Source organism: Actinoplanes auranticolor (assembly GCF_018332655.1).
Classification (GTDB): Bacteria; Actinomycetota; Actinomycetes; order Mycobacteriales; family Micromonosporaceae; genus Actinoplanes; species Actinoplanes auranticolor.
In genome coordinates this window covers 93201-115597 of the sequence record NZ_BOQL01000036.1, presented here as the reverse complement: position 1 = coordinate 115597, position 22397 = coordinate 93201, and the positions used below count along the sequence as shown (strand labels likewise).

Annotated in this window: 30 protein-coding genes; 13 read left to right on the top strand and 17 right to left on the bottom strand. The window is 71.2% G+C overall.

Annotated elements, in window-relative coordinates; translation table 11 throughout:
* Positions 1–14 precede the first annotated feature (14 nt).
* On the bottom strand, positions 15–806 hold the full coding sequence (locus tag Aau02nite_RS22840; protein ID WP_212990574.1) for an endonuclease/exonuclease/phosphatase family protein: 792 nt from the start codon (positions 804–806) through the stop codon (positions 15–17).
* Between the two features lie 166 nt (positions 807–972).
* Here Aau02nite_RS22840 and Aau02nite_RS22835 point away from each other — a divergent pair, with 166 nt between their 5' ends.
* The 5 genes from Aau02nite_RS22835 (at position 973) to Aau02nite_RS22815 (ending at position 4560) form a co-directional block, all read left to right on the top strand.
* Positions 973–1443 carry a heme-degrading domain-containing protein gene (locus Aau02nite_RS22835; RefSeq protein WP_212990573.1) on the top strand — a complete coding sequence of 157 codons (471 nt, stop codon included), beginning with the start codon at positions 973–975 and terminating at the stop codon, positions 1441–1443.
* A 62-nt stretch (positions 1444–1505) separates the two neighbouring features.
* Complete coding sequence (locus Aau02nite_RS22830; RefSeq protein WP_212990572.1) at positions 1506–1895, top strand: VOC family protein; 390 nt, start codon at positions 1506–1508, stop codon at positions 1893–1895.
* A complete protein-coding gene (locus tag Aau02nite_RS22825; protein WP_246595368.1) occupies positions 1892–2431 on the top strand; it encodes a GNAT family N-acetyltransferase in 540 nt (179 codons plus the stop codon). Before Aau02nite_RS22830 ends, Aau02nite_RS22825 begins: the two co-directional genes overlap by 4 nt.
* Positions 2432–2650: 219 nt before the next feature.
* Positions 2651–3667, top strand: coding sequence for a beta-ketoacyl-ACP synthase 3 (locus Aau02nite_RS22820; protein ID WP_212990571.1), 1017 nt, complete (start codon positions 2651–2653; stop codon positions 3665–3667).
* 17 nt (positions 3668–3684) lie between these two features.
* Positions 3685–4560, top strand: a complete 876-nt coding sequence (locus tag Aau02nite_RS22815; RefSeq protein WP_212990570.1) for an aldo/keto reductase — start codon at positions 3685–3687, stop codon at positions 4558–4560.
* Here the strand turns inward: Aau02nite_RS22815 and Aau02nite_RS22810 are convergent.
* The 4 genes from Aau02nite_RS22810 to Aau02nite_RS22795 form a co-directional block, all read right to left on the bottom strand.
* Positions 4557–4913, bottom strand: coding sequence for a DUF6204 family protein (locus tag Aau02nite_RS22810; protein ID WP_212990569.1), 357 nt, complete (start codon positions 4911–4913; stop codon positions 4557–4559). The two genes, Aau02nite_RS22815 and Aau02nite_RS22810, sit on opposite strands and share 4 nt — an antisense overlap.
* Before the next feature lie 48 nt (positions 4914–4961).
* Positions 4962–6641: an alkaline phosphatase family protein gene (locus tag Aau02nite_RS22805; RefSeq protein WP_246595367.1), complete on the bottom strand. Its 1680-nt coding sequence runs from the start codon at positions 6639–6641 to the stop codon at positions 4962–4964.
* Positions 6642–6764: 123 nt separating this feature from the next.
* A complete protein-coding gene (locus tag Aau02nite_RS22800) occupies positions 6765–7085 on the bottom strand; it encodes an STAS domain-containing protein (protein ID WP_212990568.1) in 321 nt (106 codons plus the stop codon).
* Positions 7086–7090: 5 nt separating this feature from the next.
* The gene (locus tag Aau02nite_RS22795; protein WP_212990567.1) at positions 7091–7516 is read right to left on the bottom strand and encodes an Hsp20/alpha crystallin family protein; all 426 of its coding nucleotides are present in this window, start codon (positions 7514–7516) and stop codon (positions 7091–7093) included.
* 315 nt (positions 7517–7831) lie between these two features.
* Between Aau02nite_RS22795 and thrS the strand changes: the two genes are divergently transcribed.
* On the top strand, positions 7832–9061 hold the full coding sequence (thrS, locus tag Aau02nite_RS22790; protein WP_212990566.1) for a threonine--tRNA ligase: 1230 nt from the start codon (positions 7832–7834) through the stop codon (positions 9059–9061).
* On the opposite strand, the gene Aau02nite_RS22785 is transcribed toward thrS, so the two are convergent.
* Entirely contained in the window at positions 9051–9923 is an 873-nt protein-coding gene (locus Aau02nite_RS22785; RefSeq protein ID WP_212990565.1) for an oxidoreductase, read from the bottom strand. The two genes, thrS and Aau02nite_RS22785, sit on opposite strands and share 11 nt — an antisense overlap.
* 94 nt (positions 9924–10017) lie before the next feature.
* On the opposite strand from Aau02nite_RS22785, the gene Aau02nite_RS22780 reads away from it, so the two are divergent.
* A complete protein-coding gene (locus Aau02nite_RS22780) occupies positions 10018–10938 on the top strand; it encodes a LysR family transcriptional regulator (protein ID WP_212990564.1) in 921 nt (306 codons plus the stop codon).
* Between the two features lie 14 nt (positions 10939–10952).
* Here Aau02nite_RS22780 and Aau02nite_RS22775 read toward each other — a convergent pair whose 3' ends face one another.
* Positions 10953–11279, bottom strand: coding sequence for a TetR family transcriptional regulator C-terminal domain-containing protein (locus tag Aau02nite_RS22775; protein ID WP_438841166.1), 327 nt, complete (start codon positions 11277–11279; stop codon positions 10953–10955).
* On the opposite strand from Aau02nite_RS22775, the gene Aau02nite_RS22770 reads away from it, so the two are divergent.
* The 5 genes from Aau02nite_RS22770 (at position 11271) to Aau02nite_RS22750 (ending at position 14628) form a co-directional block, all read left to right on the top strand.
* Complete coding sequence (locus tag Aau02nite_RS22770) at positions 11271–12014, top strand: SDR family NAD(P)-dependent oxidoreductase (RefSeq protein WP_212990562.1); 744 nt, start codon at positions 11271–11273, stop codon at positions 12012–12014. The genes Aau02nite_RS22775 and Aau02nite_RS22770 overlap by 9 nt on opposite strands.
* Before the next feature lie 83 nt (positions 12015–12097).
* On the top strand, positions 12098–12535 hold the full coding sequence (locus tag Aau02nite_RS22765) for a nuclear transport factor 2 family protein (protein ID WP_212990561.1): 438 nt from the start codon (positions 12098–12100) through the stop codon (positions 12533–12535).
* Positions 12536–12604: 69 nt separating this feature from the next.
* Positions 12605–13216, top strand: coding sequence for a TetR/AcrR family transcriptional regulator (locus Aau02nite_RS22760; protein ID WP_212990560.1), 612 nt, complete (start codon positions 12605–12607; stop codon positions 13214–13216).
* A 419-nt stretch (positions 13217–13635) separates the two neighbouring features.
* Complete coding sequence (locus Aau02nite_RS22755) at positions 13636–14082, top strand: hypothetical protein (protein WP_212990559.1); 447 nt, start codon at positions 13636–13638, stop codon at positions 14080–14082.
* Positions 14083–14106: 24 nt separating this feature from the next.
* Positions 14107–14628 (top strand): hypothetical protein, encoded by a 522-nt coding sequence (locus Aau02nite_RS22750; RefSeq protein WP_212990558.1) that lies wholly within the window; start codon positions 14107–14109, stop codon positions 14626–14628.
* Between the two features lie 445 nt (positions 14629–15073).
* Here Aau02nite_RS22750 and Aau02nite_RS22745 read toward each other — a convergent pair whose 3' ends face one another.
* The 10 genes from Aau02nite_RS22745 to Aau02nite_RS22695 all read right to left on the bottom strand — a co-directional run bounded on the left by Aau02nite_RS22745 (position 15074) and on the right by Aau02nite_RS22695 (position 21832).
* Entirely contained in the window at positions 15074–16066 is a 993-nt protein-coding gene (locus tag Aau02nite_RS22745; protein WP_212990557.1) for an Rv1681 family radical SAM protein, read from the bottom strand.
* The gene (locus Aau02nite_RS22740; RefSeq protein WP_212990556.1) at positions 16063–16872 is read right to left on the bottom strand and encodes an Rv1680 family SBP-like protein; all 810 of its coding nucleotides are present in this window, start codon (positions 16870–16872) and stop codon (positions 16063–16065) included. Before Aau02nite_RS22740 ends, Aau02nite_RS22745 begins: the two co-directional genes overlap by 4 nt.
* Positions 16873–16944: 72 nt before the next feature.
* A complete protein-coding gene (fadE16, locus tag Aau02nite_RS22735; RefSeq protein WP_212990555.1) occupies positions 16945–18066 on the bottom strand; it encodes an Rv1679 family acyl-CoA dehydrogenase in 1122 nt (373 codons plus the stop codon).
* The gene (locus Aau02nite_RS22730; protein ID WP_212990554.1) at positions 18063–18458 is read right to left on the bottom strand and encodes an Rv1678 family membrane protein; all 396 of its coding nucleotides are present in this window, start codon (positions 18456–18458) and stop codon (positions 18063–18065) included. Before Aau02nite_RS22730 ends, fadE16 begins: the two co-directional genes overlap by 4 nt.
* Complete coding sequence (locus Aau02nite_RS22725; protein ID WP_212990553.1) at positions 18455–19000, bottom strand: DoxX family protein; 546 nt, start codon at positions 18998–19000, stop codon at positions 18455–18457. Before Aau02nite_RS22725 ends, Aau02nite_RS22730 begins: the two co-directional genes overlap by 4 nt.
* Before the next feature lie 136 nt (positions 19001–19136).
* Positions 19137–19658: a hypothetical protein gene (locus Aau02nite_RS22720; RefSeq protein WP_212990552.1), complete on the bottom strand. Its 522-nt coding sequence runs from the start codon at positions 19656–19658 to the stop codon at positions 19137–19139.
* Positions 19659–19679: 21 nt separating this feature from the next.
* The gene (locus Aau02nite_RS22715) at positions 19680–20120 is read right to left on the bottom strand and encodes an SRPBCC family protein (RefSeq protein ID WP_212990551.1); all 441 of its coding nucleotides are present in this window, start codon (positions 20118–20120) and stop codon (positions 19680–19682) included.
* Positions 20120–20896: a metalloregulator ArsR/SmtB family transcription factor gene (locus Aau02nite_RS47785; RefSeq protein WP_246595366.1), complete on the bottom strand. Its 777-nt coding sequence runs from the start codon at positions 20894–20896 to the stop codon at positions 20120–20122. The genes Aau02nite_RS22715 and Aau02nite_RS47785 overlap by 1 nt, the downstream gene beginning before the upstream one ends.
* 46 nt (positions 20897–20942) lie before the next feature.
* A complete protein-coding gene (locus tag Aau02nite_RS22700; protein WP_212990550.1) occupies positions 20943–21191 on the bottom strand; it encodes a glutaredoxin family protein in 249 nt (82 codons plus the stop codon).
* Positions 21188–21832 (bottom strand): class I SAM-dependent methyltransferase, encoded by a 645-nt coding sequence (locus Aau02nite_RS22695; protein ID WP_212990549.1) that lies wholly within the window; start codon positions 21830–21832, stop codon positions 21188–21190. Before Aau02nite_RS22695 ends, Aau02nite_RS22700 begins: the two co-directional genes overlap by 4 nt.
* 55 nt (positions 21833–21887) lie before the next feature.
* Between Aau02nite_RS22695 and Aau02nite_RS22690 the strand changes: the two genes are divergently transcribed.
* Positions 21888–22364 (top strand): MarR family winged helix-turn-helix transcriptional regulator, encoded by a 477-nt coding sequence (locus Aau02nite_RS22690; RefSeq protein ID WP_212990548.1) that lies wholly within the window; start codon positions 21888–21890, stop codon positions 22362–22364.
* The last annotated feature ends 33 nt before the right edge of the window (positions 22365–22397 follow it).

Genomic DNA, 22397 nt, shown 5'->3' with positions numbered 1-22397 from the left:
CGTTGTGACAGGGGTCAGTCGGCCGGGGGCGGGTCCAGGTGCACGACCAGGGGCCGGTGGTCGGAGACGCCGACGGCGGGGGTGCGGACCTGCAGGACCGGGCCGAGCAGGCCGGCGCCGCGCGGGTCGGCCAGGATGTGGTCGAGCTGGGCGCGCGGGGCGGGGCTGGGGTAGGTGGCCTTGCGGGCCAGCGGGCGCCAGCCGGAGAAGGCGCGGACCGGGCCGGAGGGCATGTTGAGGTCGCCGAGCAGGATCCGGGGTGCGGGCAGGCCACGCAGGGCGCGTACGGCGGCGCGCAGCTGGCGTACGTTCCAGCCGGGGACGAACGACAGGTGGGTGTTGGCCACGGTCATCGGGCCGGTGGGGGCGTCGATGACGGCGGCGATGAGCACGCGGGGTTCGTCCTTGAGCATCATCAGCCCGCCGCCGGGCCCGGGGATCCACACCGGTGAGCGCACCGGCGCGGCCGGCAGCTGGGTGATCTGCCAGCGCAGCACGGGCCAGCGGCTGATCAGGGCGATGCCGTACAGGGGGTGGGCGTTGTCGTCGTCGGAGCGCCAGGGCTGCCACTTCTCCCCCGGGGTGCCCACGACGGCCGCGGCGAAGCGGTGCGCGGGTGCGCCCATGGCCTCGGCGGCGATGGCGGTGAGGTCGAGCAGGCCGCTGCGGGGCTGGGCGCGGTCGACCTCCTGGAGGCCCAGCACGTCGGCGTCCAGGTCGGCCACGGCGGCGGCGACGCGGTCGGCGTGTACGTTGCCGTCGGACAGGGACCTGCCGTGCAGCAGGTTGAAGGTGGCCAGGCGCACGGGGTAAGACCTTAGCCGGGATGAGGGGTGGCGGCTGTGTTCAAAGTGGTGTGCTGTGCCGTGACGGTGTTCGTGATCCTGGGGTCGCTGGGGATCTGGCTGCGGCGCAGCCGTGGTCGCGGGTGATCTTTGCCGGACCGGTGATCTTTGCCGGACAATGGGCGCCATGACCGACGACGATCTCATCACCCGGCTCGAGGAGCAGGAGCAGCGCCTGACGTTCGCCCGGTTCGACAACGCGGACGCGTGGCATCTGGGCAGCCTGCTGGTCGATCTGGCGACGACCCGGGAGCTGCCGGTGGCGGTGGACATCCGCCGGGGCACGCAGCAGCTGTTCCACGCGGCGCTGCCGGGCAGCACGGCCGACAACGACGTGTGGATCGCCCGCAAGGTACGCGTGGTGGAGCGCTTCGCCGCGTCGTCGTTCCTGGTCGGGCGGCGGCTGGCGGCCAAGGGTGACGCGCTGGACGCCAAGTACGGGGTGGACCCGGCCGACTACGCCGCGCACGGCGGGGCGTTCCCGGTGCGGGTGCCGGACGTGGGGGTGGTCGGCGTGGTGACGGTGTCGGGGTTGCCGCAGGCCGACGACCACGCCCTGGTGGTGGAGGCGATCGAGGCGCATCTCAGCGGCGCGTAGGGGGCGTTGCCGCCCGGGAGCGGGGCCGCCGGGTTTCGCCGCCGCCGGTTACGCTGCCCGCCATGTCGTTGAACCCTGTGCGCCACATCACGATCGACTGCCACGACCCGCACGCGCTGGCCCGGTTCTGGATCGAGGTGACCGGTTACCTGCCCGACGAGGAGCCCGACGACGACGAGGTGCTGATCACCGCGCGGGTGCCGGACGCGCCCGGTCTGCTGTTCATCCGGGTCGACGACGCCAAGGTGGTCAAGAACCGGGTGCACCTGGACATCGAGCCGCCGGCCGGCACCCGCGACGAGACCGTGGAGCGGCTGCTGGCGGCGGGCGCGAGCATCTTCGAGGATCACCGGGCCCCCGACGGGATGGGCTGGGTCACCATGCGCGACCCGGAGGGCAACGAGTTCTGCGTCGAGCGCAGCGCTGTCGAGCGTGGCCTGAGCACGCCGTGAACGATCCGGGGCCGGTGGCGGGCCTGGTCCTGCGGCCGTGGCGGGACGACGACGCGGCCGCGTTGATCACCGCGGTGGGTGACCCGCTGCTGCACCGCTGGACCAGGGTGCGGGCCGCCGATGCCGCCGAGGCCCAGCAGTGGCTCGGGGTGCAGCACGCCGGGCGGCGCACGGGCAGCCGGTACAGCTTCGCCGTGCTCGACGACGCGGGCAAGCTGGTCGGCAACGTCGCGCTGAAACGTCCTGATCCGGCTGCCGAGGACGCTGAGGTGGGCTACTGGACCGCCGCGTACGCCCGGGGCCGCGGGATCGCCCCGCAGGCGCTCGGCTCGCTGACGCGGTGGGCGTTCGGCACGTTTCCCGGCCTGCTGCGGCTGCAGCTGCTGCATCAGGTGGACAACACCGCCTCGTGCCGGGTCGCCGTCAAGAGCGGTTACCCGTACGAGCGGACCCTGGCGGCGTGTGATCCGTATCCGCTGGAGGGGCACGTGCACGTGCGCGACCGGCAAGCCGGGGAACCAGAATTGGCACGCTGAGTGTCGGTCTGGTTACTCAGGAAAACTACCCACTGGTAGCGCTTGTGCCTGCCAGGACCGCCCGACATACGGTGGGCGAGGTGCTGCGCGACCCCGGCTAGCAACTCGAACGGCGGATTTCCCCCGGCGGTGTGCGGTGACGAGGTGCGGGTATCGCGAGACGGAGCCGATGCTGGTGGTCGCGTCACCGGCACCGGACCACCCCGCCGAAGGAGAGATGTGAGCAGAGTCGCCGTACTGCAAGGGCTGGGCACCGCGGTGCCCGGCCGCACGGTGTCCAACGCCGAACTGGCGCCGGCCCTCGGCGTCAGCGACGAGTGGATCCGCCGGCGCACCGGCATCGCCCAGCGCCGCGTCGTGGACCCGGGCACCACCACGGCTGACCTGGCCACCACCGCCGCCCGCAACGCGCTCAAGTCGGCGCAGACCGACGCCGTGGACGCGGTCGTGGTCGCCACCACGACCCCGGACCGGCTCAGCCCGGCCACCGCCCCCGAGGTCGCCTGGCGGGTCGGGGTCGCCCCGGCCGCCGCGTTCGACATCGCGGCGGTGTGCAGCGGCTTCGTCTACGGCCTGGCCACCTGCGCCGGGCTGATCGCGGCGGGCATCGCCGAGCGGGTCCTGCTGATCGGCGCGGAGACCAACTCGTACTTCCTGGAGCACACGCCGGAGGCCCGCGGCCCGGCGATCCTGTTCGGCGACGGGGCCGGCGCGGTCGTGCTGCGCGCCGGTGAGACCGGCGAGCCCGGTGCGATCGGCCCGTTCGACCTGGGCAGCGACGGCGCCGCCGCCGACCTGATCCGCATCGAGGCCGGCGGCAGCCGCCAGCGGGCCCGCACCGCGACGGATCCCGGCGACCCGTACTGGGCCGTGTCCGGCCAGGAGGTGTACCGGCGGGCCGTCGAGCACATGACCGCCTCGGCGCTGAAGGTGCTGCGCGCCGCCGGCCACACCGTCGCCGACGTCGACCGCTTCGTCGCCCACCAGGCCAACCAGCGGATCCTGGACCGGGTCGCCGAGCAGATCGGCGTGCCGCCCGAGCGGTGCATCGGCAACGTCGCCACGGTCGGCAACACCGGCGCGGCGTCCATCCCGCTCGCGCTGGGCGACGCCTGCCGCGACGAGGCCCTGCAGGCCGGGCACCGGCTGCTGGCGACCTCGTTCGGCGGGGGCCTCACCTGGGCCTCGGCGATGATGACGTGGCCGCAGGTGGATGTGATCGCCACCGAGCAGTGATCCGCTAGGTTGGCGCGATGCCCACCGACGAGATCAACGCCGCGGCCGCCGGGACGTTCACGCTGGCCGGGCACACCGTGCGCCGGCTGGGCTTCGGGTCGATGCGCCTGACCGTCGAGCAGGACCCGGGCTCGGCCGTACGGGTGCTGCGGCACGCGGTGGAACTGGGCGTCAACCACATCGACACCGCCGCGTTCTACGTCTCCCCCGGCGGCACCCTGCAGGTCGGCACCGGGGACAAGCGTTACGCCACCGAGCTGATCCGGGCAGCGCTGTGGCCGTACCCGGACGATCTGCTCATCGCGACCAAGGTCGGCCCGGGCGAGCAGGGCTGGGCGCGCAGCGCGGCGCAGCTGCGCGCGCAGGTCGAGGAGAACCTGCGCCGCCTGCGCCGCGACCACCTCGACCTGGTCAACCTGCGGCTGCGCGGGCCCGGGCACGGCAGCTGCGCCGAGGAGTTCGCCGCGCTGGCCGCCCTGCGTGAGCAGGGCCTGATCCGCCACCTCGGCCTGTCCGCGGCGACACCGGCCCACCTCGACGAGGCCCAGGCGATCGCCCCGGTCGCCTGCGTGCAGAACAGCTACGGCCTGGACTACCGCCGCAGCCAGGACGAGCTCGTGCGGATCTGCGGCGAGCGCGGCCTCGCCTTCGTGCCGTTCTTCAGCCTGGCCGGCGACGCCCGCGAGAAAGGCGCCGGCCAGGAGAGCAACGAGGCGGTGCGGGCGGTCGCGGCCGCCCACGGGGCCACCACCGGACAGGTACGCCTGGCGTGGGCGCTGCACCAGGGCCCGCACGTGCTGGTGATCCCGGGCACGAGCAGCGTGGGGCACCTGCGGGAGAACGTCGCCGCGGGCGCGCTGCGCCTCACCGCCGCGCAGCTGGCGACGCTCTAGTCGCCGCGGGCGGCGAGTCTGCGGCCGCGCTTGCCCAGCGGGATCTGTGCCATGTCGACCGCCTGCGAGCTGAGGTCCTTGAAGCCGTAGCCGCGCCCGCTCAGGTACGCCGCGGCGGCGGACTCGGCGCGGGTCACCACGGCCGGGATGTCCTGCTCCTGCTCGACCGTGCCGGCGAAGCGGAAGGTGAAGAACGGCCGGGCCGCGATGTCGTAGGTCAGCGACCCCTCGGCGGTGTACGCGGCGAACGCCACATCGTGCTCGGCCGCGCGGGACAGCAGCTCGGCGCGTTGGCCGTCGGTGAGACCGGCGAAGGCGCCGCGGACGGTGACCCGGATGGTGCGTGTGCTCATGCGCCGACCGTAGAGGGCGCCCGGGCCCCGCTCCACCGGATTACCGCCTCAGCGCCTGGGCGGGGCCGGCGGATCGCCGGACGGGCCGAACGCGGTCAGGAACTTGTCGCGGAACGCGTTCATCGGCCAGACCGGCGCCTGCGGGGCCGGCTCGAGCCCGTCGGTCCAGCCCCAGCCCGCGATGCGGTCCAGCACGGCCGGGTCGCGGGCCACGATGCTGATCGGCACGTCACGGCTGGCGGTGTCGCCGACCACGATCGGGGCCGGCTGGTGGTCGCCCAGCATCACCAGGACCAGGTTGTCGTCGCCGTACTCGCGCGCCCAGGAGACGACGGTGTCGATCGAGTACTTGATCGACTTGGCGTACGCCTCCCGGACCCGCGCGGCGTCCTTCCACACCTCACCCGCCGAGGGCGCGCCGCGCTGCTGGGCGGTGTAGACCGATCCGTCGCCGACCTCGTCCCAGTCGAGCAGCGCCGGCAGCGGCGCCCACGGGGTGTGGCTGGACACGAAGGTGATCTCGGCCATCAGCGGGTCCCGGCCGGGCCGGGTGTACTCGCGGTCGGTGAACGACTTGATGGTGAACTGGTCGGGCATCGTCGCCCAGCTGAACGCCGGGCCGCGGTAGCCCAGGGTGTGCGAGTCGTAGACGCGGTCGAAGCCGTAGAACTGCCCCTCCGGCCAGGCGTAGGTGATGCCGGGCTCGACCCCGACCGTCTGCCAGGCCGCCGTCTTGCGGAAGGCGCCGGTCAGCGTCAGCCGGTCGCCGGAGACCAGGCTGCGGTAGCGCTGCTCGTTGTCGATCCACACCCCGGACTGGAACGTGGAGTGGGCCAGCCAGCTGCCCCCGCCGGTGGTCGGCGAGGTCAGGAAGCCGCTGCGGGCGGCGAACCCGTCCGCGGTGAGCTGCCGGGAACCCTCGGCCAGGGTCGCGTCGACGCGCTGGTTGAGCTTCGGATCCTCGATCGCGGACCGCCCGTAGCTCTCGATGAAGGCGACCACCACGTCCTTGCCGCGCAGCCCGGTCAGCAACTGCTCGGCGGGCACGTTCCGGAACGCGTCGTCGCGGGCCTCGGCGGCGAACGCGCGCCGGTCCTGCACCGCGGCCGGCACTTTCAGCACGTTGTCGTGGGCGAGCACGGCCGCGGTGTCGGAGGCCACGTACACCCCGGGCACGAAGGAGGTGCCCAGCAGGGCGCAGGCCAGCCAGGCGAGGCTGGCCGCGGCGATGCCGCGGGTGCTGGCGGTACGGTGCGCCGCCGCGACCGTGGCCAGCCGGCGCACCGCCAGCGTCATCAGGACCAGCACGGCCACCGCGAGCAGGATCGCCCCGGCGACCGTGGCGATGGCCCCGGTCCGGCCGATCGAGCCCTTGAGGAAGCGGTAGCCGTCGGCGAACAGCGGCCAGTCCAGCACCGGGTCGAACGACCGGGCCAGCACCGTGAAGAAGCCCATGTCGATGACCTTGATGACGGTCAGCAGCCCCAGCCCGGCGCCGAGCACTCCGGCGGCGGCCCGGCGGGCGCGGGCCGGCAACGCCAGCAGCAGCGCGAGCGCGGCCAGCGCCTCCAACGGGATGCGCACGAACGCGGCCGGGACCGACGCGCCGGGCGGCAGCCGGGTGATCTGGTTGGGCACGACCAGCGCGAGGAAGACCAGAACCGCGGCCAGGACGGTGAGCGCCGCGGCGATGACGCGGCGCCGGCGCAAGCGCGTAAACAACGACAACCCGACGATCCTTACCCAGCTGCGGTGGAGCCCCCTGACGACTGCGAACTGTACCCACCGGCGCGGACACCGCCCGGCGCGCGTCGTGCCGGGCGGTGTCGGGTTGCGGTCAGACAGCCGGGTTCAGAGCAGGGCGGGCACCCCGGTGAGCCGGTCCAGCGTGCCGGTGAGGTCCAGCACCCGCCGCACGATCCCGCGCGGGTTGATCACCGTCAGCTGTACTGCCTGCGCGGCAGCGTCGGCCCGGGCCCGCAGCAGCGCGTCGACGCCGGTCGAGTCGCACAGGCTCAGCCCGGCCAGGTCGATGATCACCTCAGCCGGGCGGGCCGTGGTGAGCACCTCGCCGACCGCGTCGGTGAGCAGGTCGGCGGTGCCCAGGTCGAGCTCGCCGGACACGGCCAGCCGGATCACCCCGTCGTTGACCAGGTGGGTGTCGATGCGCATGGTGCTCAGCCCTTGATCTGCCGTGGGGTTCCGGAGCCGGCGGCCACGCTGATCCGGCGCGGCTTGGCGCTGTCCGAGACGGGGATGCGCAGGTGCAGCACGCCGCTGTCGTACTCGGCCTCGAGCTTGTCGGTGTCCAGTGTGTCGCCGAGGAACAGCTGCCGGGTGAAGACCCCCATCGGCCGCTCGGCGATGACGCTCTCCACGCCGTCGCGGTGGGTGCGCTGCCGCTGGGCGCGGACGGACAGCACGTTGCGCTCGACCGTCAGATCGATGGACCCGGGGTCGACGCCCGGCAGATCGAAGTAGACGTGGAACCAGTCACCGTCGCGCTCGGCGTCGACGTGCATCACCGCGGGGCCCGTCGCGGTGCCGGCGAGCCGGGCGAACATGCGGTCGACGTCGCGGAACGGATCCGTGCGCATGAGCATGGTCATCTCCTCCTTGGTGCTCCCTCACCAGGGTTCTTGAGTCCTGCCGACTCAACTTCCTCTGAGATACAACGACTCTCAGTGTGCTGTCAAGTACCCTGCGCACTTCGCTCACCATAAAACGCTTTGCCGCCGGCGGTCGCGCGCCCGTACCGTGACCGCATGAACCTCAGGTCTGTGACGACGACGCCGGGACGACCCGGCGGAGCATCGCGCTGATCTGATCTGCGACGACGCGGCCCCGGGCATCCGCCCGGGGCCGCGTCGCTGTCCCTGGGTGGTTGCCGGGACCCGGCAACCACCCAGGAGAACCCCATGAACGTCGACCACCGCAAACTCGGACGCGAGCTCGACATCTTCGACTCCGACCCGCTGATCGGCGCCGGCCTGCCGCTCTGGTTGCCGGCCGGCGCCGCCGCCCGCTACGAGGTCGAGTCCTACCTGCGCGAACTCGAACGGCGCGCCGGCTACCAGCACGTCTACTCGCCGGTGCTGGGCAAACGGCAGATGTACGAGCTGTCCGGGCACTGGCGCAACTTCGCCGACGACATGTTCCCGCCCATGCACCTCGGCGACGAACTCGTGCTGCGGCCCAGCCTGTGCCCGCACCACGCGCTGATCTTCAAGGCGCGGGCCCGTTCGTACCGTGATCTGCCATTGCGGATCGCCGAGATCGGCGGCATGTACCGCGCCGAACGCTCCGGGGTCCTCGGCGGGCTCAGCCGGGTCCGCTCGATCTGGCTCAACGACGCGCACACCTTCTGCCCGGTGGCCCAGGTCGGCCGGGAAGTCTCCGCCGTGCTGGAACAGATCGGCCGGGCCCACGCCGCGCTCGGCCTGAAGGTGTCGTCCTACCAGCTGTCGCTGCGCGGCGCCGGCGGCAAGTACGCCGGCGCGGACGCCGACTGGGACCAGGCCGAACGGCTGCTGCGCGAGGCCCTCGACGCCGCTCAGGTCCCCTACGCGGCGGTCGAGGGCGAAGCCGCCTTCTACGGCCCGAAGATCGACATCCAGATCGCCGATCCGGCCGGCCGCGAATCCACCCTGTCGACCATCCAGATCGACTTTCACCAGCCGGCCCGGTTCGACCTGGCCTACACCGACGCCTCCGGCGCGAAGGCCCGCCCGGTGATGGTGCACCGCAGCCTGGTCGGCTCGATGGAGCGGCTGTTCGCCACCCTGCTGGAGCTGCACGCCGGAGTGTTCCCGGTCTGGTACTCGCCGGTGCAGATCAGCGTGGTGCCGCTCGGGGCGCAGCAGCGCAAGGCCGCCGACGACTTCGCCCGCGAGGCGATCGAGGCGGGGCTGCGGGCCCAGGTCGACGGCGAGGGCACCCTCGGGGCGCGGGTCCGGGAGGCCGCCCGGCGCAGGATCCCGTACGTGGCGGTGATCGGGCCGCGGGAGGAGGCCGACGCCCAGGTGGCGCTGCGGCTGCGCGACGGACGGCAGTTGCCGCCGATGGGGTACGCGCGGGCGGTCGCACTGATCAGTGCGGTGGCGGCGGCGCGCTCGCACGAGCTGCTGCCGCTGGTGGTCAGGCCGTAGCCAGGGAGAACCGGACTCCGGTGAGGCGTTCGGAGACCTCCCAGAGCTTTCGCGCGGTGTCATCGTCGAGGGCCGCGCCGGACAGTTCTTCGAGGACGGCGGGGCCGCGTACCCCGAACCGGCTCGGTCCGCAGAAGCCGGCGCCGGGGACGTCGCCGACGGTGGCCAGCAGGGTCGGCCGGGCCCCGCCGTCGGGGCCCTGGGCCAGCAGCCGCGTTCCCAGCGCGAGGGTGCGGTCCAGGAGGCGCCGGCCCGTGGCCATGGTGAACCCGGTAGCCGCCCAGCCGGGGTGAGCCGCGGTGGCCAGGACCGCCGAGCCGGCACCGGTCAGGCGGCGCTGCAGTTCCCGGGTGAACAGCAGATTGGCCAGCTTGCTCTGCCCGTAAGCACCGAACGGCCGATAGGGCCGTCGCTGCCACTGCAGGTCCGCCAAGTCGATGTGGGCGCCGCGGTAGTTGGCGGACGACACGGTGACCACCCGCCGGGTGATCCGGTCCAGGAGCAGGTTCGCCAACGCGAAGTGCCCGAGATGGTTGACGCCGAGCTGGCTCTCGAAACCGTCGGCGGTGTGCCGCAAGGTGGCGGTCATCGCTCCGGCGTTGTTGATCAGGTAGTCGACGGGTCCGTCGACCGTGCGGGCGAACTCCCGCACCGAGGCCAGCGACCCGAGGTCGAGCGAGCGTGACTCGGCGCGTCCGCCGATCTCGGCGGCGGCCGCACGGCCGCGGGTCTGGTCGCGTACGGCGAGGATGACCCGTGCGCCTTTCGCGGCCAGGGCCGCCGCGGTGGCCCGGCCGATGCCACTGCTGCCGCCGGTGACGATGGCGGTCCGGCCGGTCTGATCAGGGATGTTCAAGGTCATGCGGCAATGACAGCAGCGGGCCGGCACGGCCGTCCAAGACCCGTTTCGTACGCCGTCATGCCGGAAACGCATAACGCCGCACTAGCCTGGGGGCATGCTGCCTGATCTGGACCTGCGGCTGGTCCGGTACTTCACGGTCGTCGCCGAGCACCTGAACTTCGCCCGGGCGGCCGAGGAGCTGCGGGTCGCCCAGCCCTCACTGAGCCGCCAGATCCAGCGCCTGGAGAACACGCTGGGCGTACGCCTGCTGGAACGCACCACTCAGGGCAGCCGCCTCACCGCCGCCGGCGCGGCCTTCCTGCCCCAGGCCCAGCAGCTGCTGCACCGCGCTCAGCAGGCGGTCCGCACCGCCCGGGCAGCCGCGCCGGAGCGCACGATCACCATCGGGTACGCCGACGATCTGGTCATCACACCCGCGGTACGCAACCTGCGCCACCGGTATCCCGGCGCCCACGTCCGTACCCGTCACCTCAGCTCGCCGGACGCCTCCGCACTGCTCGATCGGCAGGTCGACGCCCTGGTCACCCGCACACCGCTGCCACTCGCGGCCGATGACATCGACGTGACGGTGCTGTACGCCGAAGACCGCGTGCTGCTCGTGCCCGCGTCGCACCGCCTCGCCGGGAAGGAGTCGGTCACGGCCGACGACATCGCCGCCGAACCACTGGTGGGCTGCACCGGCATGGGTGAGCCATGGACCTCGTTCTGGCGGCTCGAACCCCGTCCGGGCAGCGGACCGGCGCCGGTGGGCCCCACCTTGGCCGAGACCTACGAGGACAAGCTCGAGGCCATCGCCGAGGGCACCGCCATCGCCGTCGTCCCGGCCGGCGACCGGCGCTCCAGCCTGCGGCCCGGCCTGGCCACCGTTGCGCTCGACGGGATCGAACCCTGCCACGTGGTCGTCGCCACCCGGACCACCGACACCGACCCGCTGGTCACCGAGTTCATCCGGTCGGCGAAGGAACTGCTGGTCGGCGCCACACCGACAGCTCGCGGTCGCAGCACGACGACCTGATTCGGGCGCGTGCGCTACCGGGGTGGACGCGGGAGAGCGGCCAGGGCCGTCTCCGCCATGCTCCGCAGGGCGTTCTCGTCGAACCCGGCCTTGCCGAGGGCCTCGATGCCCCGGTGCACGGCCAGCAGCAGGCCGGCGAGTTGCCGCGCATCAGCGGCGGGGTCGATGTCGCCGTTGCGCTGACAGGCTTCGAGGCCGGCGGCGAGGGCCAGCTGAACGTTCTCGAAGGTGATCAGCGAGCGAGCCGAGACCACCTCGTCGTGCTCGGTCAGCTCGGCCGTGGCCTTGGCCACCAGGCAGCCGTGCTGGCGGCGCTCGGCACAGGCGGTCGCGTGACCCAGCAGATAGGCGCTGAGTCGCTCGAACGCCTGCTCGTCGTCATCGGGCTGGCCATCGCGCGGCGGTTCGTCGCCGAGGGGGCGTCGGTCTTCTTCACCGGCCGCCGTCAGGCCAAGATCGACGCGACGGCCGCGGAGCTCGGACCGCAGGCTGTCGGGGTGCGGTGTGACGTGGGGAACCTGGCCGAGCTCGACGCCCTGTACGAGGTCATCAGGCGGCGCGCGGGCCGGATCGACGTCCTGGTGGCCAACGCGGGCGGCGCGGTGCCGGCCGTACTCGGGGACATCACCGAGGAACAGTTCGACAGCATGTTCGCCACGAACGTCAAGGGCGCGGTCTTCGGGGTGCAGAAGGCGATGCCCCTGCTGTCGCGGGGGGCCTCGGTGATCCTCATCGGGTCGAGCACGTCCGTGCGCCCCAGCCGGGGCATGGAGGTCTACGGCGCGACCAAGGCGGCGCTGCGCAACTTCGCCCGCAGCTGGACGCTCAACACCCGGGAGAACGGTTTCCGGGTCAACGTGCTCAGCCCGGGGGCGGTCCGGACCCCCGGCCTGCTCGGCCTCGTCCCCGAGGACCAGCAGGGCGATTTCGCCACGGTGATGGAGAGCGCGCTACCGACCGGGCAGCTCGGCGACCCGGACGACGTCGCGTCGGCGGCCCTGCTCCTGGCCTCGGGCAGCGCTACGCACGTCAACGGCGCCGAGTGGTTCATCGACGGCGGATACACGAGCGTCTGAGGACAACGACTCCTCGCTGTCTTTTTGCGACGACCTGTCGTATCGTTTGCGACAGGTCGTCGTCAAAACTGTGAGGAGCCGACATGGATGATCGCGCGGAGATCTTCGAGCTGATGAGCCGGTACGCCGACATCGCTGACCTGAAGCAGTTCACCGAACTACCCCGGCTCGTCTTCACCGACCCGGTCACCCTCGACTTCGAGTCGGTCGCCGGCATCCCGGAGATGACGTTGCCGGTCGACGTCTACGCGCAGAGCCTGGCCGGGACGTTCTCGGCCTTCGCCGCGACGCACCACGCGATCACCGGCCACGTCATCACGATCGACGGTGACCGGGCGACGATCCACACGCACGTACGGGCCGAGCACTGGCTGCCGGGCCAGCTGGACCGGTGGCTGGTGGTCGGCTTCTACGACAACGAGGCGGTGCGCACGCCGGACGGCTGGCGGCTGAGCCGCGTCAAGCTGACGGCGGCGCACCAGGAGAACGCTCACCTGCTGGCTGCCATGCAGGCGGGCTGACAGTGGCGGCACGCCCGTCCGGGATCAACCGGGATCGGTCGGCCCGGCCCGGTAAGGGAGGATGCCCCCATGCCGCGGATCCGGGGAGCCAGCATTGAGGAACACCACGAGATGGTGTGGACCGATCTGGCCGCGGCCTTACGGGAACTCCTGGCCGAACGCGACTACGACACCATCACGATGGGCCACATAGCGACCCGGGCCGGGCTGGCGCGCAACACGCTCTACAACTACGGCCGGGAAAAGACCGGGCTGGTCGTGGCCCTGACCGAGCGAGCCGGCCGGCCCACGACCGTACGGGTGACGGAGATCGCCGCCCGCGTGGACGAGCCTGCGGCGCAGCGGCTGCGCGAGATCATCGAGCTGGTGCTGGTGGCTTTCACCGACCGGTTGCTGCAGCTGATCTTCCGGCCGGGCGCCGCGCTGCCGGACGTCGCGGCGCCGAAAGGGCCGGACTCGCCGTTCCATGCGGTCGTGGTCGAGCTGGAGAAGGTCGTCCGGGACGGCATCGCACGGGGTGAGTTCCGCGATGTCGACGACGTCGCCCTGACGGTGGAGCTGTTGTCCGGTGTCATGCGGTCCGCGGCCGAACGCATCGGGCGGGACCAGGGCACGCTTACGGCCACCACCCACGCGGCTACGACAATCGTCCTGGGCGCTTTGACACCGGGGAAGGCGTAGCCGGCACCGAGCACCGGCAGCGCCAACGGACAGGCCCAGCCGTAGCCGCGACGCCGCGTGCCACCGCCCCGCGGTGTATCGATCCTGACCAGCGGTGCTGCTGATTCCGGGCCGATGACAACGCGGCGGCCGCGGAGGAACGAAATAGCGTCGTCACGCCCTACCGGCTTGTTTCTTGCTTCAAGAGGCCATCGTCGCGAGGGCCCCAGTCCTCAAGCGCCTGACCGCGTACCTCGGTTATGCGTAGCTGGCGCACGTCGCGCGGGGGACGCCGCCCGCCACCGAGGAGGACCGTGACCGCTACGTCGATCAGGTCTCGCCTGCTCACCGCCTCGGACGCCGGTCAGGAGCGGGTGGTGCCGTAGCGGTCATGTGACGCCACGAGGCTTTCCCTGGTGACCGGTCCGTATGATCCGGCGATGATCAGTGAGTCGTTGCGCCCCGGCCCGGCGGCCACCGGGCGGCGACCGCCCAGCATCACCGCCAGCGTGCTGCTGTTCGCGTTCTGGTGGGTGTACGTGCTTGCCGTTGACATCGCGCTCCTGGCCGAGGTCGGCGGCGCCGGGAACTGGCTCGCCCTGGGCGGCTGCACGGTGGCCGTCGGTGTCCTGCTCCGTGGCCTCCGGCGCGGGGGCCCGACCGTGTGGCGGGTGGCCCAGCGATTCGCCGTGGGCGTCGGGCTTGCTTTTCTCGGTGGTGCCGGGACGATGCTGCTGTTCGGGCCGCGGCTCGGGTCGCTGATCACGCCGCCGGTCGAACCCGTTGTCGTCGTGGGGATCCTGGGTGGGCTGCTGGCAGTGCTGGCCCTGCTCGTCAGCGGGCTGCTGCTCCGCACCGCTTCGGCCCGGGCCTGGTGCAATCGCTGATCGCCCATCGACCAGGATGGCGCCATGCACTCGATCTTCACCGGCCGGCTCCTGCTGCCCCTGCTGTCCCCGCTCCGGCGTACTGCCGCGGTCACCCTGGGGGACGGAACTCCGGTGGCGGTGCTGCGCCGGAAGTTCGTGTCCAAGCGGCACCAGTTCGACGTTCTTGATGGCGGAGCTACGACGCTGCTCGCCACCGGTGCCGCCACCAGCTTCGCGAACGACCATCACCGGCTGGTCGGACCGCGTTCCGAGGTCATCCTGGATTACCTGATCGACTATGCGGGTCGCCGGCGGGGGACGGTGACTCTGCCGGACGGCCGGGTCTTCACGACCGACGGCGACCGCAGTGCCCAGCATTTCACCATCACCGACCGGTCGGGTCGCCCGGTGGCCACGCTGGTGACCACGAGCAGCGCCTTGTCGATGCGGTCGGCGAACCTGGTGCTCGACGTCGGTGCGCCGGTGCTGACGCTGCTCGAAGCGATCGGCATGGCGCAGTGCCTGCTCACCGTGGTCAACTCCCGGAGGGGCGACGCGACCTGACCGGCAGTCGCCGCCGGCGACCTTCAACCAACCCCAGGGGTACGTCGGCGCGAACGCAGACAACCCGGTGGTACGCCCTCGGCAAACTCTGGCCCGAACGACCCGAGGTGAGGAGTGACCTCCTCCGCCATGTCCTCGTACGGCATCGGGGCGAACAGAATACCGCTGCCAGCGGCCGTCGGATCTCCCTGGCCGGCGCTACGCGGCGCTGACCAGGGCGAGTCACCCACCAGGCGGTTTCACTCAGAACATCGAACGTCAGTATCCCTATTTTGGGTCGAGTCTCCCAGGGATGAGCGGAGCCGCTCCAGCAACGGCGGGTCAGCAGGGTGGCCTTGCCGGGCAGGACCGCGGCGTCGCCCCTGCCCTCAGGGTAGTGCCGGTGAAGCGCAGGGGTGGCCGGCCGGTGACGTTCCTGGACGTCGGGATGGTCGGGCGGTTGGCGTCAGGCGCACGGGAATCGGCTGGCTGCGGTGTCGGCGGCGTGCCGGTAGGTGGTGAAACGGCGGATTACCTCGTCGAGGGCATGGGCGAAGGGGAACAGCTCGGTGGTGACGAGTTGGTCGGGGTGGTCGGCGGCGACTGGATGCCAGTACACACCGTCGGCGGTGACGGTGATCTCGGGTAGCAGGGTTTCGACGGTCAGGTCGACGCCGTCGTCGGCGAAGCCGCGGTGGGCGACCGGCCGGATGAGCTGGTCGTCGCGGGTGATGCCCAGACCGTCGAGCAGGTCGTGCAGGGCGGTGGTCTCGGCGCTGTCGTAGGCCGTGACGGTCGCGGCGACGCGGACGCGGAAACCTTCGTCGAGGGCGAGGCGGATGCCGGTCATGGCGCGCTGCCAACTGCCGTCTCCGCGGTGCCGGTCGTGCTGGGTGGCGGTGGCGGAGTCCAAGCTGATCTGTAGGGCGAGTCGGTCGCGGGGCATGGCCCGGAGCAGTTGCAGGCGGCGGCCGCGCCAGAGCATGCCGTTGGTCAGCAGCGTGGTGGGTAGCCGGTCGGTGCAGGCTTGTACGACGGCGTCGATGTCGGGTAGCAGGAACGGTTCACCGCCGGTCAGGAACACCTCCCGGACTCCGGCGGCGGCGCCCTCGGTCACCAGACGGGTGATCCGGTCGAGGCCCAGGGCACGGCGGGGCGCCTTCGGTGATGACCGGGAACAGCAGTAGTCACATGCCAGGTTGCAGTCGAAGTTGGTGTAGAGCCACAGCCGGCTCCCGGGACGGTGCTCGGTGGCGACATCGCGCACCGCCGGTCCCTCGTCGACGCGTCCCCGGCGCACCACGGCGAGTCCACCGGCGGTGGAGACCAGCTCGTTACCGCTGTGGGCACACCAGGCCGACACGATCGGTAGATCGGCGGCGGCGGCGGGCAGCTCGACGATGCCGCCCACCGGCGTCATGCCGAGCCGCTCCACGAGGTCGAGCACGATGCGGCTCACCAGCGTGCCGAGACCTGCTGGTCGCGGACGGCGTCGAACAGCGACTCGTAGCCTTCCAGCCTCGGCGGCACCCACCGGCGCAGACCCTCCAGCTCGAGGATGCGGCGATGGTGGGGGTCGTCCCAGGACATCGCCATCAGCTGCGCTACCCACGGGTCGGTGCGTTCGGCAGGCACGGACGGCAGGGTGGTGAAGTTGCAGTGCGAGTATTGCGGCGATCGCCAGAACTCCTGCAGGGCGCCGGGCATCAGCTCGTCGCGACCGATCGCCTCCCAGGTGGTGATGCCCAGCGCGGCGGCGTCGGCCCGGTCGTCGAGAACCGCCCGGATGGCGTCGAGTTCGCTGCGTCCCGTGTCACCGTGCTTGCCGAGGTCACTGTCGATGCGGAGGAGTTCGACGTCGTCGGCGATACCGGCCTGTCGTAGGTAGTGCACCGGCAGGACGGCTGCCTGCGCGGAGTCGCGGGAGCCGAGGGCGAGACGGCGTCCCTTGAGATCATCCAAACTGCGCAGGCCGGCCCCGGTGCGGGTGACGAAGACGGTGGCGAAGGTGGCGTCGGTGTCGCGCATGGCCAGGGCACGGCATGCGCCGTCGGTCTGCATCACCGTTCGGACCCAGGCCAGGTTGGTGTTCCAGGCGATGTCGACGTGTCCGGCGAGCAGCGCGTCGACCTGACGTCCGTAGTTGGAGAACAGCACGAAGTCCATCTCGGCCGGGCCGCCGGCGAAGTAGTCGCGGATGCCTTCCCAGATCGGTACGACGTTCGGGGTGTAAGCGACGGCGCCCACCAGCAGGGGTTGATTCACGGTAACGAGCCTTTCGGTGTACTTCGGCCAGGACGGAAGGAGACAGTGGTCAAGACGGGCGGGTCAGTGGCGTCAGAACAGGGGTTGGCCGGTGAGGGCTTTGCCGTAGAAGTCGTAGAGCACGTCGGCGGTGGGGGCCATGACGTGCCCGGCGCGGGCGTCGCGGAAGTAGCGGTCGATCTGGAGGTGGGCCGAGAACGCCGCACCGCCGCACATGCGCATCGCGGCGTCGGTGACGTGCAGCGCGGCGTCGTTGGCAACCGCCTTGACCCCCAGAACCTGCAGCATCGTCGTCTCGTCCGGCGTAGCCACACTGACGGCCGCGGCATCGACGTACGCCGTGGTGGCGGCCAGCTCCAGCGCGGCCTTGGCCAGCGCGGCCCGGATCGTCGGCAGAGCCGCCAGCGTGTCGCCGAGGTGTTCCAACTTCGCGCCGGTGACGTGCCGGGTGGCGGCGTCCAGCGCGGCACGGGCCAGCCCGACGCTGACGGCGGCGTTGCCCAGGTTGAACCACGGCAGCACGGCTTGCAGCATCAGGTCCAGACCCGTACCGGCGTCGCCGAGCCGGTCGCCGGCCGACACGGTGAGGCCGAAGGTCATGGGCGCCGAGGCATTGCCGCGTAGCCCGAGGCCCCGCCAGGCGCCGGTGACCTGGACGCCGTCAGCGTCGGCGGGCACGACGTACAGGTCGCACTGTTCCTGCGACGCGCCCGGGGTTCGGGTGGACACCACGTACAGGTCGGCGTACCCGGCAGAGGTCACCCAGCTCTTGCGGACCGTCAGCAGAATCCCGTCGTCGGTCGTCTCGCCCTGCGATGTCGGGGCCCAGAAGTGTGAGCGCGAACCGGCCTCCGACAGCGCCAACGTGGCCAGCAGCTCTCCACCGGCCAATCGCTTGAGCAGGTCGGGACGGCCCGACGGTGAAGCCGCCGCGGTCGCCATCGTGGCGCTGATGTGCATCAGGTAGACCATGGCGGTCGATCCACACTCAGCGGAAAGCCGGCGCAACACATCGACCAGCTCGACTGGTCCTGCGCCGAGGCCGCCGATGTCGGTGGGCAGGGTCAGGCCGAGCAGGCCGCTGTCGCGCAGCGCGGTCACCGCCTCGATCGGGAAACGGCCCTCGGAGTCGACCTGGGTAGACGCGCCGCGGGCAGCGGCCAGCACCGGCTCCAGTCGTTCGGAGAGATTCATCGGTTGCCTTCCTCATGGACGTTGTCGAGACGTGCCGAGGGCACCGGCCAGAGCCGGTCGGTGATGCCCACCGTGATCAGGCCGACTCCGAGGCCGAGCCACCACGCCACGGTGGAGCCGTCACCACCTAGTTCGTTACCGCCGTCGGCCCAACGCGCGACCTGGATCACGGCGGCCACCAGGAACCCGACGCCGGCGATCAGCGCCAGCACCGGGCGGGCGAGTCGGCCGGCGGTCACGGCCAGCGCCCCCAACAGCAGCGACACCGCCACCCCGGCACCGCGTATCTGGACGAACTCGAATGTGCCGCGCAGGAACACGAACGCCGCACCGGTCATGGCCACGACGCCGAGCGTCGCCGCCGTCCGGTCGAGGCTGGAGTAGGCGCTCACGAGGCACGCACCAGCAGCCGCGCCGGCTTGGTTCGTGAGCGCCGCCAGCGTGGCCGCAGCACGCCGTCGATGCCGGCGACGCGACCGGCTGCCGTGGCGAACACCGCAGCGTGCATCAGCAGCATCAGCAAGTACGACCAGGGCCACTCGTGGGGTGCGTTGAGCACCGACAAAGTGATGGCCAGAGTCTGTCCGATGCCCACCAGCGCCCACAGTCGGGTGGCCAATCCGATCAGCAGAAACGCGCCGAGGGACGCCTCGACGAGCAGGGTCGTCCAGCCGAAGAAACTGAAGTTCGGCAGTACGACATGCTCGGTCAACCATGCATACGGACCAAGGACCGGGAACTCCACCGCGTACGAGGTGAACTTGAACAACCCACCGGGCGGATCGCCTCGGCCGAAGTCCGGTGGCGTCTTCCACGATGCGTTCTGAATCCACAGCAATGCCAGCCCGACCCGGATCACGACGATCAGCCCCCGGTTGAGACGTGAGTCCAGCGGTGGCGCCGCAGGTTGCGGCGTAACAGTTTGCGCGACCATGACCGTCCCTAATGGCTGCGGCAGCGGTTAGGGCAAATTAAAGAGCAGACACCGGCGGGCTGGAAGATCGCGAGTCATTACGAACTACTGACATCCGACATCACCACCGGTGGCGACCTGGGCGTGGACGTGTCTCCTACATCTGAACCCAGGTCGCGCAGTCGTGACACGGCGGTGAGCGCGGCAGCGCGAACTCGTCCTGCTGGTCGCCGCCGGATACCTGCTTCACCCGTCGGCAACCATGCCTGGCCGTGGACGCCGTGGCCACCGCCTCGGAGCGCTGATCATCGATCCGGTCTTCAAGCTGCTGGTCGAACGCCTGCGTCCGGTCGTGGACACCCACAACGCGGCCGCAGCAGTGGCTGCGGCGCGTCCCGGTGACCGCCCGGCCGGCGAGCACGTCCAGGACGACGACATGGGCGGCCGGCACACACACGCCCAGGGACACCGCGTCGCGGTCCGGGCGAAGGCAACGGTGAGAAACGGAGCAGCACGACGTTTCCCGGCCGGTCAGGTCTGGGGCGGCCAGATCGAGGCGCCACCGCCACGCCGGCGGTGACAGCCGCTGCTGATCTCGCAGCCCGGTAGCGAACAGGCTGTCGAACTCCGCCGGCCGCAGCGGCCGCGCGGCTGCGGGCAAGGTGCACGCGTCGACCACCCACGCCAGGTCATCACTGGTTCATCCGCTTTCGATGAGATGCTTCAGCTTTGCCAGGTTTCCCGGCATCTCTCTGCGGGCTTCGCGGCGCACCACCATGGGAACAAGGATCCTGCCGATGCCGTGACCTTCGAAGTCGACGGCGATGGTCAGCCGCGATCGGTGGGTGCTGAGGGATTCGACGGTGAGGTCGACGGTGGCTCTGATGGGGCCGTCAATGCCGCGGATGCCCCACGTTGTCGGTGGGCTGAAGTGCGAGATCTCGGAGGCGCTCGTCCGATTGGCGCCGCCGATGCGCCGGGTGGTGCGGCAGATCGCACCCGGTTCGGGTTCACCCGGGGAGTCGAGGTTTCCGTCGACGACTCCGTTCTGCCATTCGTGGAAGCGGGTCGGGTCGGTGGCGTAGACGAATACGTCCAGAGCAGGACGGTCGATCTCAGCGCTCACGGTGATCGGCGGCATCACAGGTCCTGGGTGAACAGAGCGGCGTAGCGGGCTAGGTAGAGCGGCCATCCCTCGTCGTGGGCGACGCCATCGCGGACGGACTCCCAGCCGGGGCCGTGCCGGTCGAGGTGGCGGTGTTCGAGTTCGACGCGGGTGCGGTGCGGGGTCTCGGCGATGAACCGGACCTCGACCTCGCTGGTGTTGCCGGAATCGGTCTTCCCCTGCCATTGCGGGCTGATGTCCCAGCTGAACACGACCCGGTCCGGGGGCTCGTAGGCGAGCATCCGGGCCCAGCGGCACTCGGTGCCGTCGGTGGCACGGTCGTAGATGTAGCCGCCGACCTTCCGCTCGAACACGGTCTCGGCGATCGGCGTGCCGAGCAGGTTGTGTCCCGGCGGCTTGAAGTCGCCGAACCGCTCGGTGAACACGACGAAGGCACGTTCAAACGGTGCTTCGATGACGATTTGCCGCTGGACCACTACGGCCGCTGGCTCTGCCATGACTTTCTCCTCGCTCGCGTTGCCGTCGACCCCGGCCGGGTTGAGCCGGTAGACCCGGCGGGTGCCGGCCGCCTCGTCGGTGACCAGGCCGGCGTCTTTGCGCACCTTCAGATGCTGCGACACCGCGGGCCGGCTGATCGCCAGGTCATCGGCGAGTTCACCGACAGCCCGCGGCCGATCGGCCAGGCAGGTGACGATGGAACGCCGGGACGGGTCAGCAAGCACGTCCCAGCCATCACCCGCTCGGTAAGCTGCCACGAACGGTAAGCTACGGCTAACGGAGCGGCGGGTCAAGACAAGCCCATCAATGGCTGGCTCACCCGAGTTGCGGGACTGCGGCTCAGTCTTCTGAGGTGGCGAGGCGCTGGACGTTGCTGGCACGGGGGTTGACCAGCCAGTGGCCGGCGATGTGCACGGTGGGCACGGTTTCGTTGCCGTCGGCGACGGCCCGGACCGCGGCGGCGGCTTGCGGGTTCTGCCAGATGTCGATCTCGGTGAAGGTGACGCCGCGGCGGCGAAGTCCGCGGCGTAGCAGGTAGCAGTAGGGGCAGCCGGGCCGGCTGTAGACAGTCACCTCGGCCTGGCTCACCGCAGGCCACCGGAGGGCAAAGTGGCGACGCCACGGCTATGCGGGGAGGCGGGGCTGGTCGGGCCGTTCGGTGGGAATGGGAACCGGTCGAGGTGGTCCAGGGTGAATCCGGCGGCGGTGATGGCGGCGACGGTGTCGCGGCTGGTGTGGCAACCGCCGAGCAGCAGCGGCCAGAGGGTGGCGTCGGCGATCTTCTGGGCGCGGCGCAGCGCGCCGGGCCGTTCGGCGCGGACGTGTTCGAGGAACCGTAGTTGGCCGCCAGGGCGTAGGGCCCGGCGGATCTCGGCGAGCGCGGCCGGCTGGTCGGGCACGGTGCACAGCACAAACGCAGTGACGGCGGCGTCGAACTCGCCGTCGCCGGCGGGCAGCGCGTCGGCGACGCCGTCGATGACCCGGATCGGCACCGGCGCGGACCGGGCGGCGGCCTCAGCGGTGGCACGAAGGCGGGGTTCCGGCTCGACGGCGAGGACCTCGGTCACCGTGGCCGGGTAGTGGGCGAACATCAGGCCGTTGCCGGCGCCGACCTCGATCACCCGCCCATGCAGTCCCGCTACCAGGGTGCGGCGGTGTTCGGCGGCTCCGGCGCGGTCCATCTGCACGCTGAGCTTCTCATAGACGCGGGCGAAGATCGGATGTCGCATCGGCTCGTCTCCAACGGTTCGGGATCGGTACGCTACCCACCGGAGGGTATACATAGTGAATGGCATACACAATCTGTCGGCCGGTTGTCCCGAATTCCCGGCCGTGCTGGAGCGGGTGTTCGGGTTCGCGGCGTCGGTGCAGCAGTACATGGAGGCGGGGCTTGCGGCGCACGGGTTGAGCCGGGCCCGGGCGACGGTGGTGTGGCTGGTGCACCGGGGCGGCCCGCAGACGCAGCGCGCGCTGGCGAAGGCGATCGGGGTGACGGCGCGCAATATCACCGCCCTGGTCGACGGACTGGAGGAGTCCGGCTTCGTGCGGCGCACCGCGCACCCCGACGATCGGCGGGCGCTGCTGGTGCAGCTGACCGATCAGGGCAAAGCGGTGACCGCCGGGCTGGCCGCGGAGTACGAGCGGCACTCGGCCTATCTGTTCGCCGGACTGTCGGAGGAGCAGGTGCGGCAGTTCGTGGCCACCATGGACACGGTCATGGGCCGGCTGGCGCAGGTCGCCACGGCGACCGCGGATCGGTGAGCACCGCCGCGCCGACCGGCTGCACTCCGTAGG

Coding starts and splice junctions, on each gene's coding strand:
- Aau02nite_RS22835 (WP_212990573.1), top strand. CDS start 973: ATGACCGACGACGATCTCATCACCCGGCTCGAGGAGCAGGAGCAGCGC.
- Aau02nite_RS22830 (WP_212990572.1), top strand. CDS start 1,506: ATGTCGTTGAACCCTGTGCGCCACATCACGATCGACTGCCACGACCCG.
- Aau02nite_RS22815 (WP_212990570.1), top strand. CDS start 3,685: ATGCCCACCGACGAGATCAACGCCGCGGCCGCCGGGACGTTCACGCTG.
- Aau02nite_RS22810 (WP_212990569.1), bottom strand. CDS start 4,913: ATGAGCACACGCACCATCCGGGTCACCGTCCGCGGCGCCTTCGCCGGT.
- Aau02nite_RS22800 (WP_212990568.1), bottom strand. CDS start 7,085: ATGCGCATCGACACCCACCTGGTCAACGACGGGGTGATCCGGCTGGCC.
- Aau02nite_RS22795 (WP_212990567.1), bottom strand. CDS start 7,516: ATGCTCATGCGCACGGATCCGTTCCGCGACGTCGACCGCATGTTCGCC.
- thrS (WP_212990566.1), top strand. CDS start 7,832: ATGAACGTCGACCACCGCAAACTCGGACGCGAGCTCGACATCTTCGAC.
- Aau02nite_RS22785 (WP_212990565.1), bottom strand. CDS start 9,923: ATGACCTTGAACATCCCTGATCAGACCGGCCGGACCGCCATCGTCACC.
- Aau02nite_RS22780 (WP_212990564.1), top strand. CDS start 10,018: ATGCTGCCTGATCTGGACCTGCGGCTGGTCCGGTACTTCACGGTCGTC.
- Aau02nite_RS22765 (WP_212990561.1), top strand. CDS start 12,098: ATGGATGATCGCGCGGAGATCTTCGAGCTGATGAGCCGGTACGCCGAC.
- Aau02nite_RS22760 (WP_212990560.1), top strand. CDS start 12,605: ATGCCGCGGATCCGGGGAGCCAGCATTGAGGAACACCACGAGATGGTG.
- Aau02nite_RS22755 (WP_212990559.1), top strand. CDS start 13,636: ATGATCAGTGAGTCGTTGCGCCCCGGCCCGGCGGCCACCGGGCGGCGA.
- Aau02nite_RS22750 (WP_212990558.1), top strand. CDS start 14,107: ATGCACTCGATCTTCACCGGCCGGCTCCTGCTGCCCCTGCTGTCCCCG.
- fadE16 (WP_212990555.1), bottom strand. CDS start 18,066: ATGAATCTCTCCGAACGACTGGAGCCGGTGCTGGCCGCTGCCCGCGGC.
- Aau02nite_RS22725 (WP_212990553.1), bottom strand. CDS start 19,000: ATGGTCGCGCAAACTGTTACGCCGCAACCTGCGGCGCCACCGCTGGAC.
- Aau02nite_RS22715 (WP_212990551.1), bottom strand. CDS start 20,120: ATGCCGCCGATCACCGTGAGCGCTGAGATCGACCGTCCTGCTCTGGAC.
- Aau02nite_RS22695 (WP_212990549.1), bottom strand. CDS start 21,832: ATGCGACATCCGATCTTCGCCCGCGTCTATGAGAAGCTCAGCGTGCAG.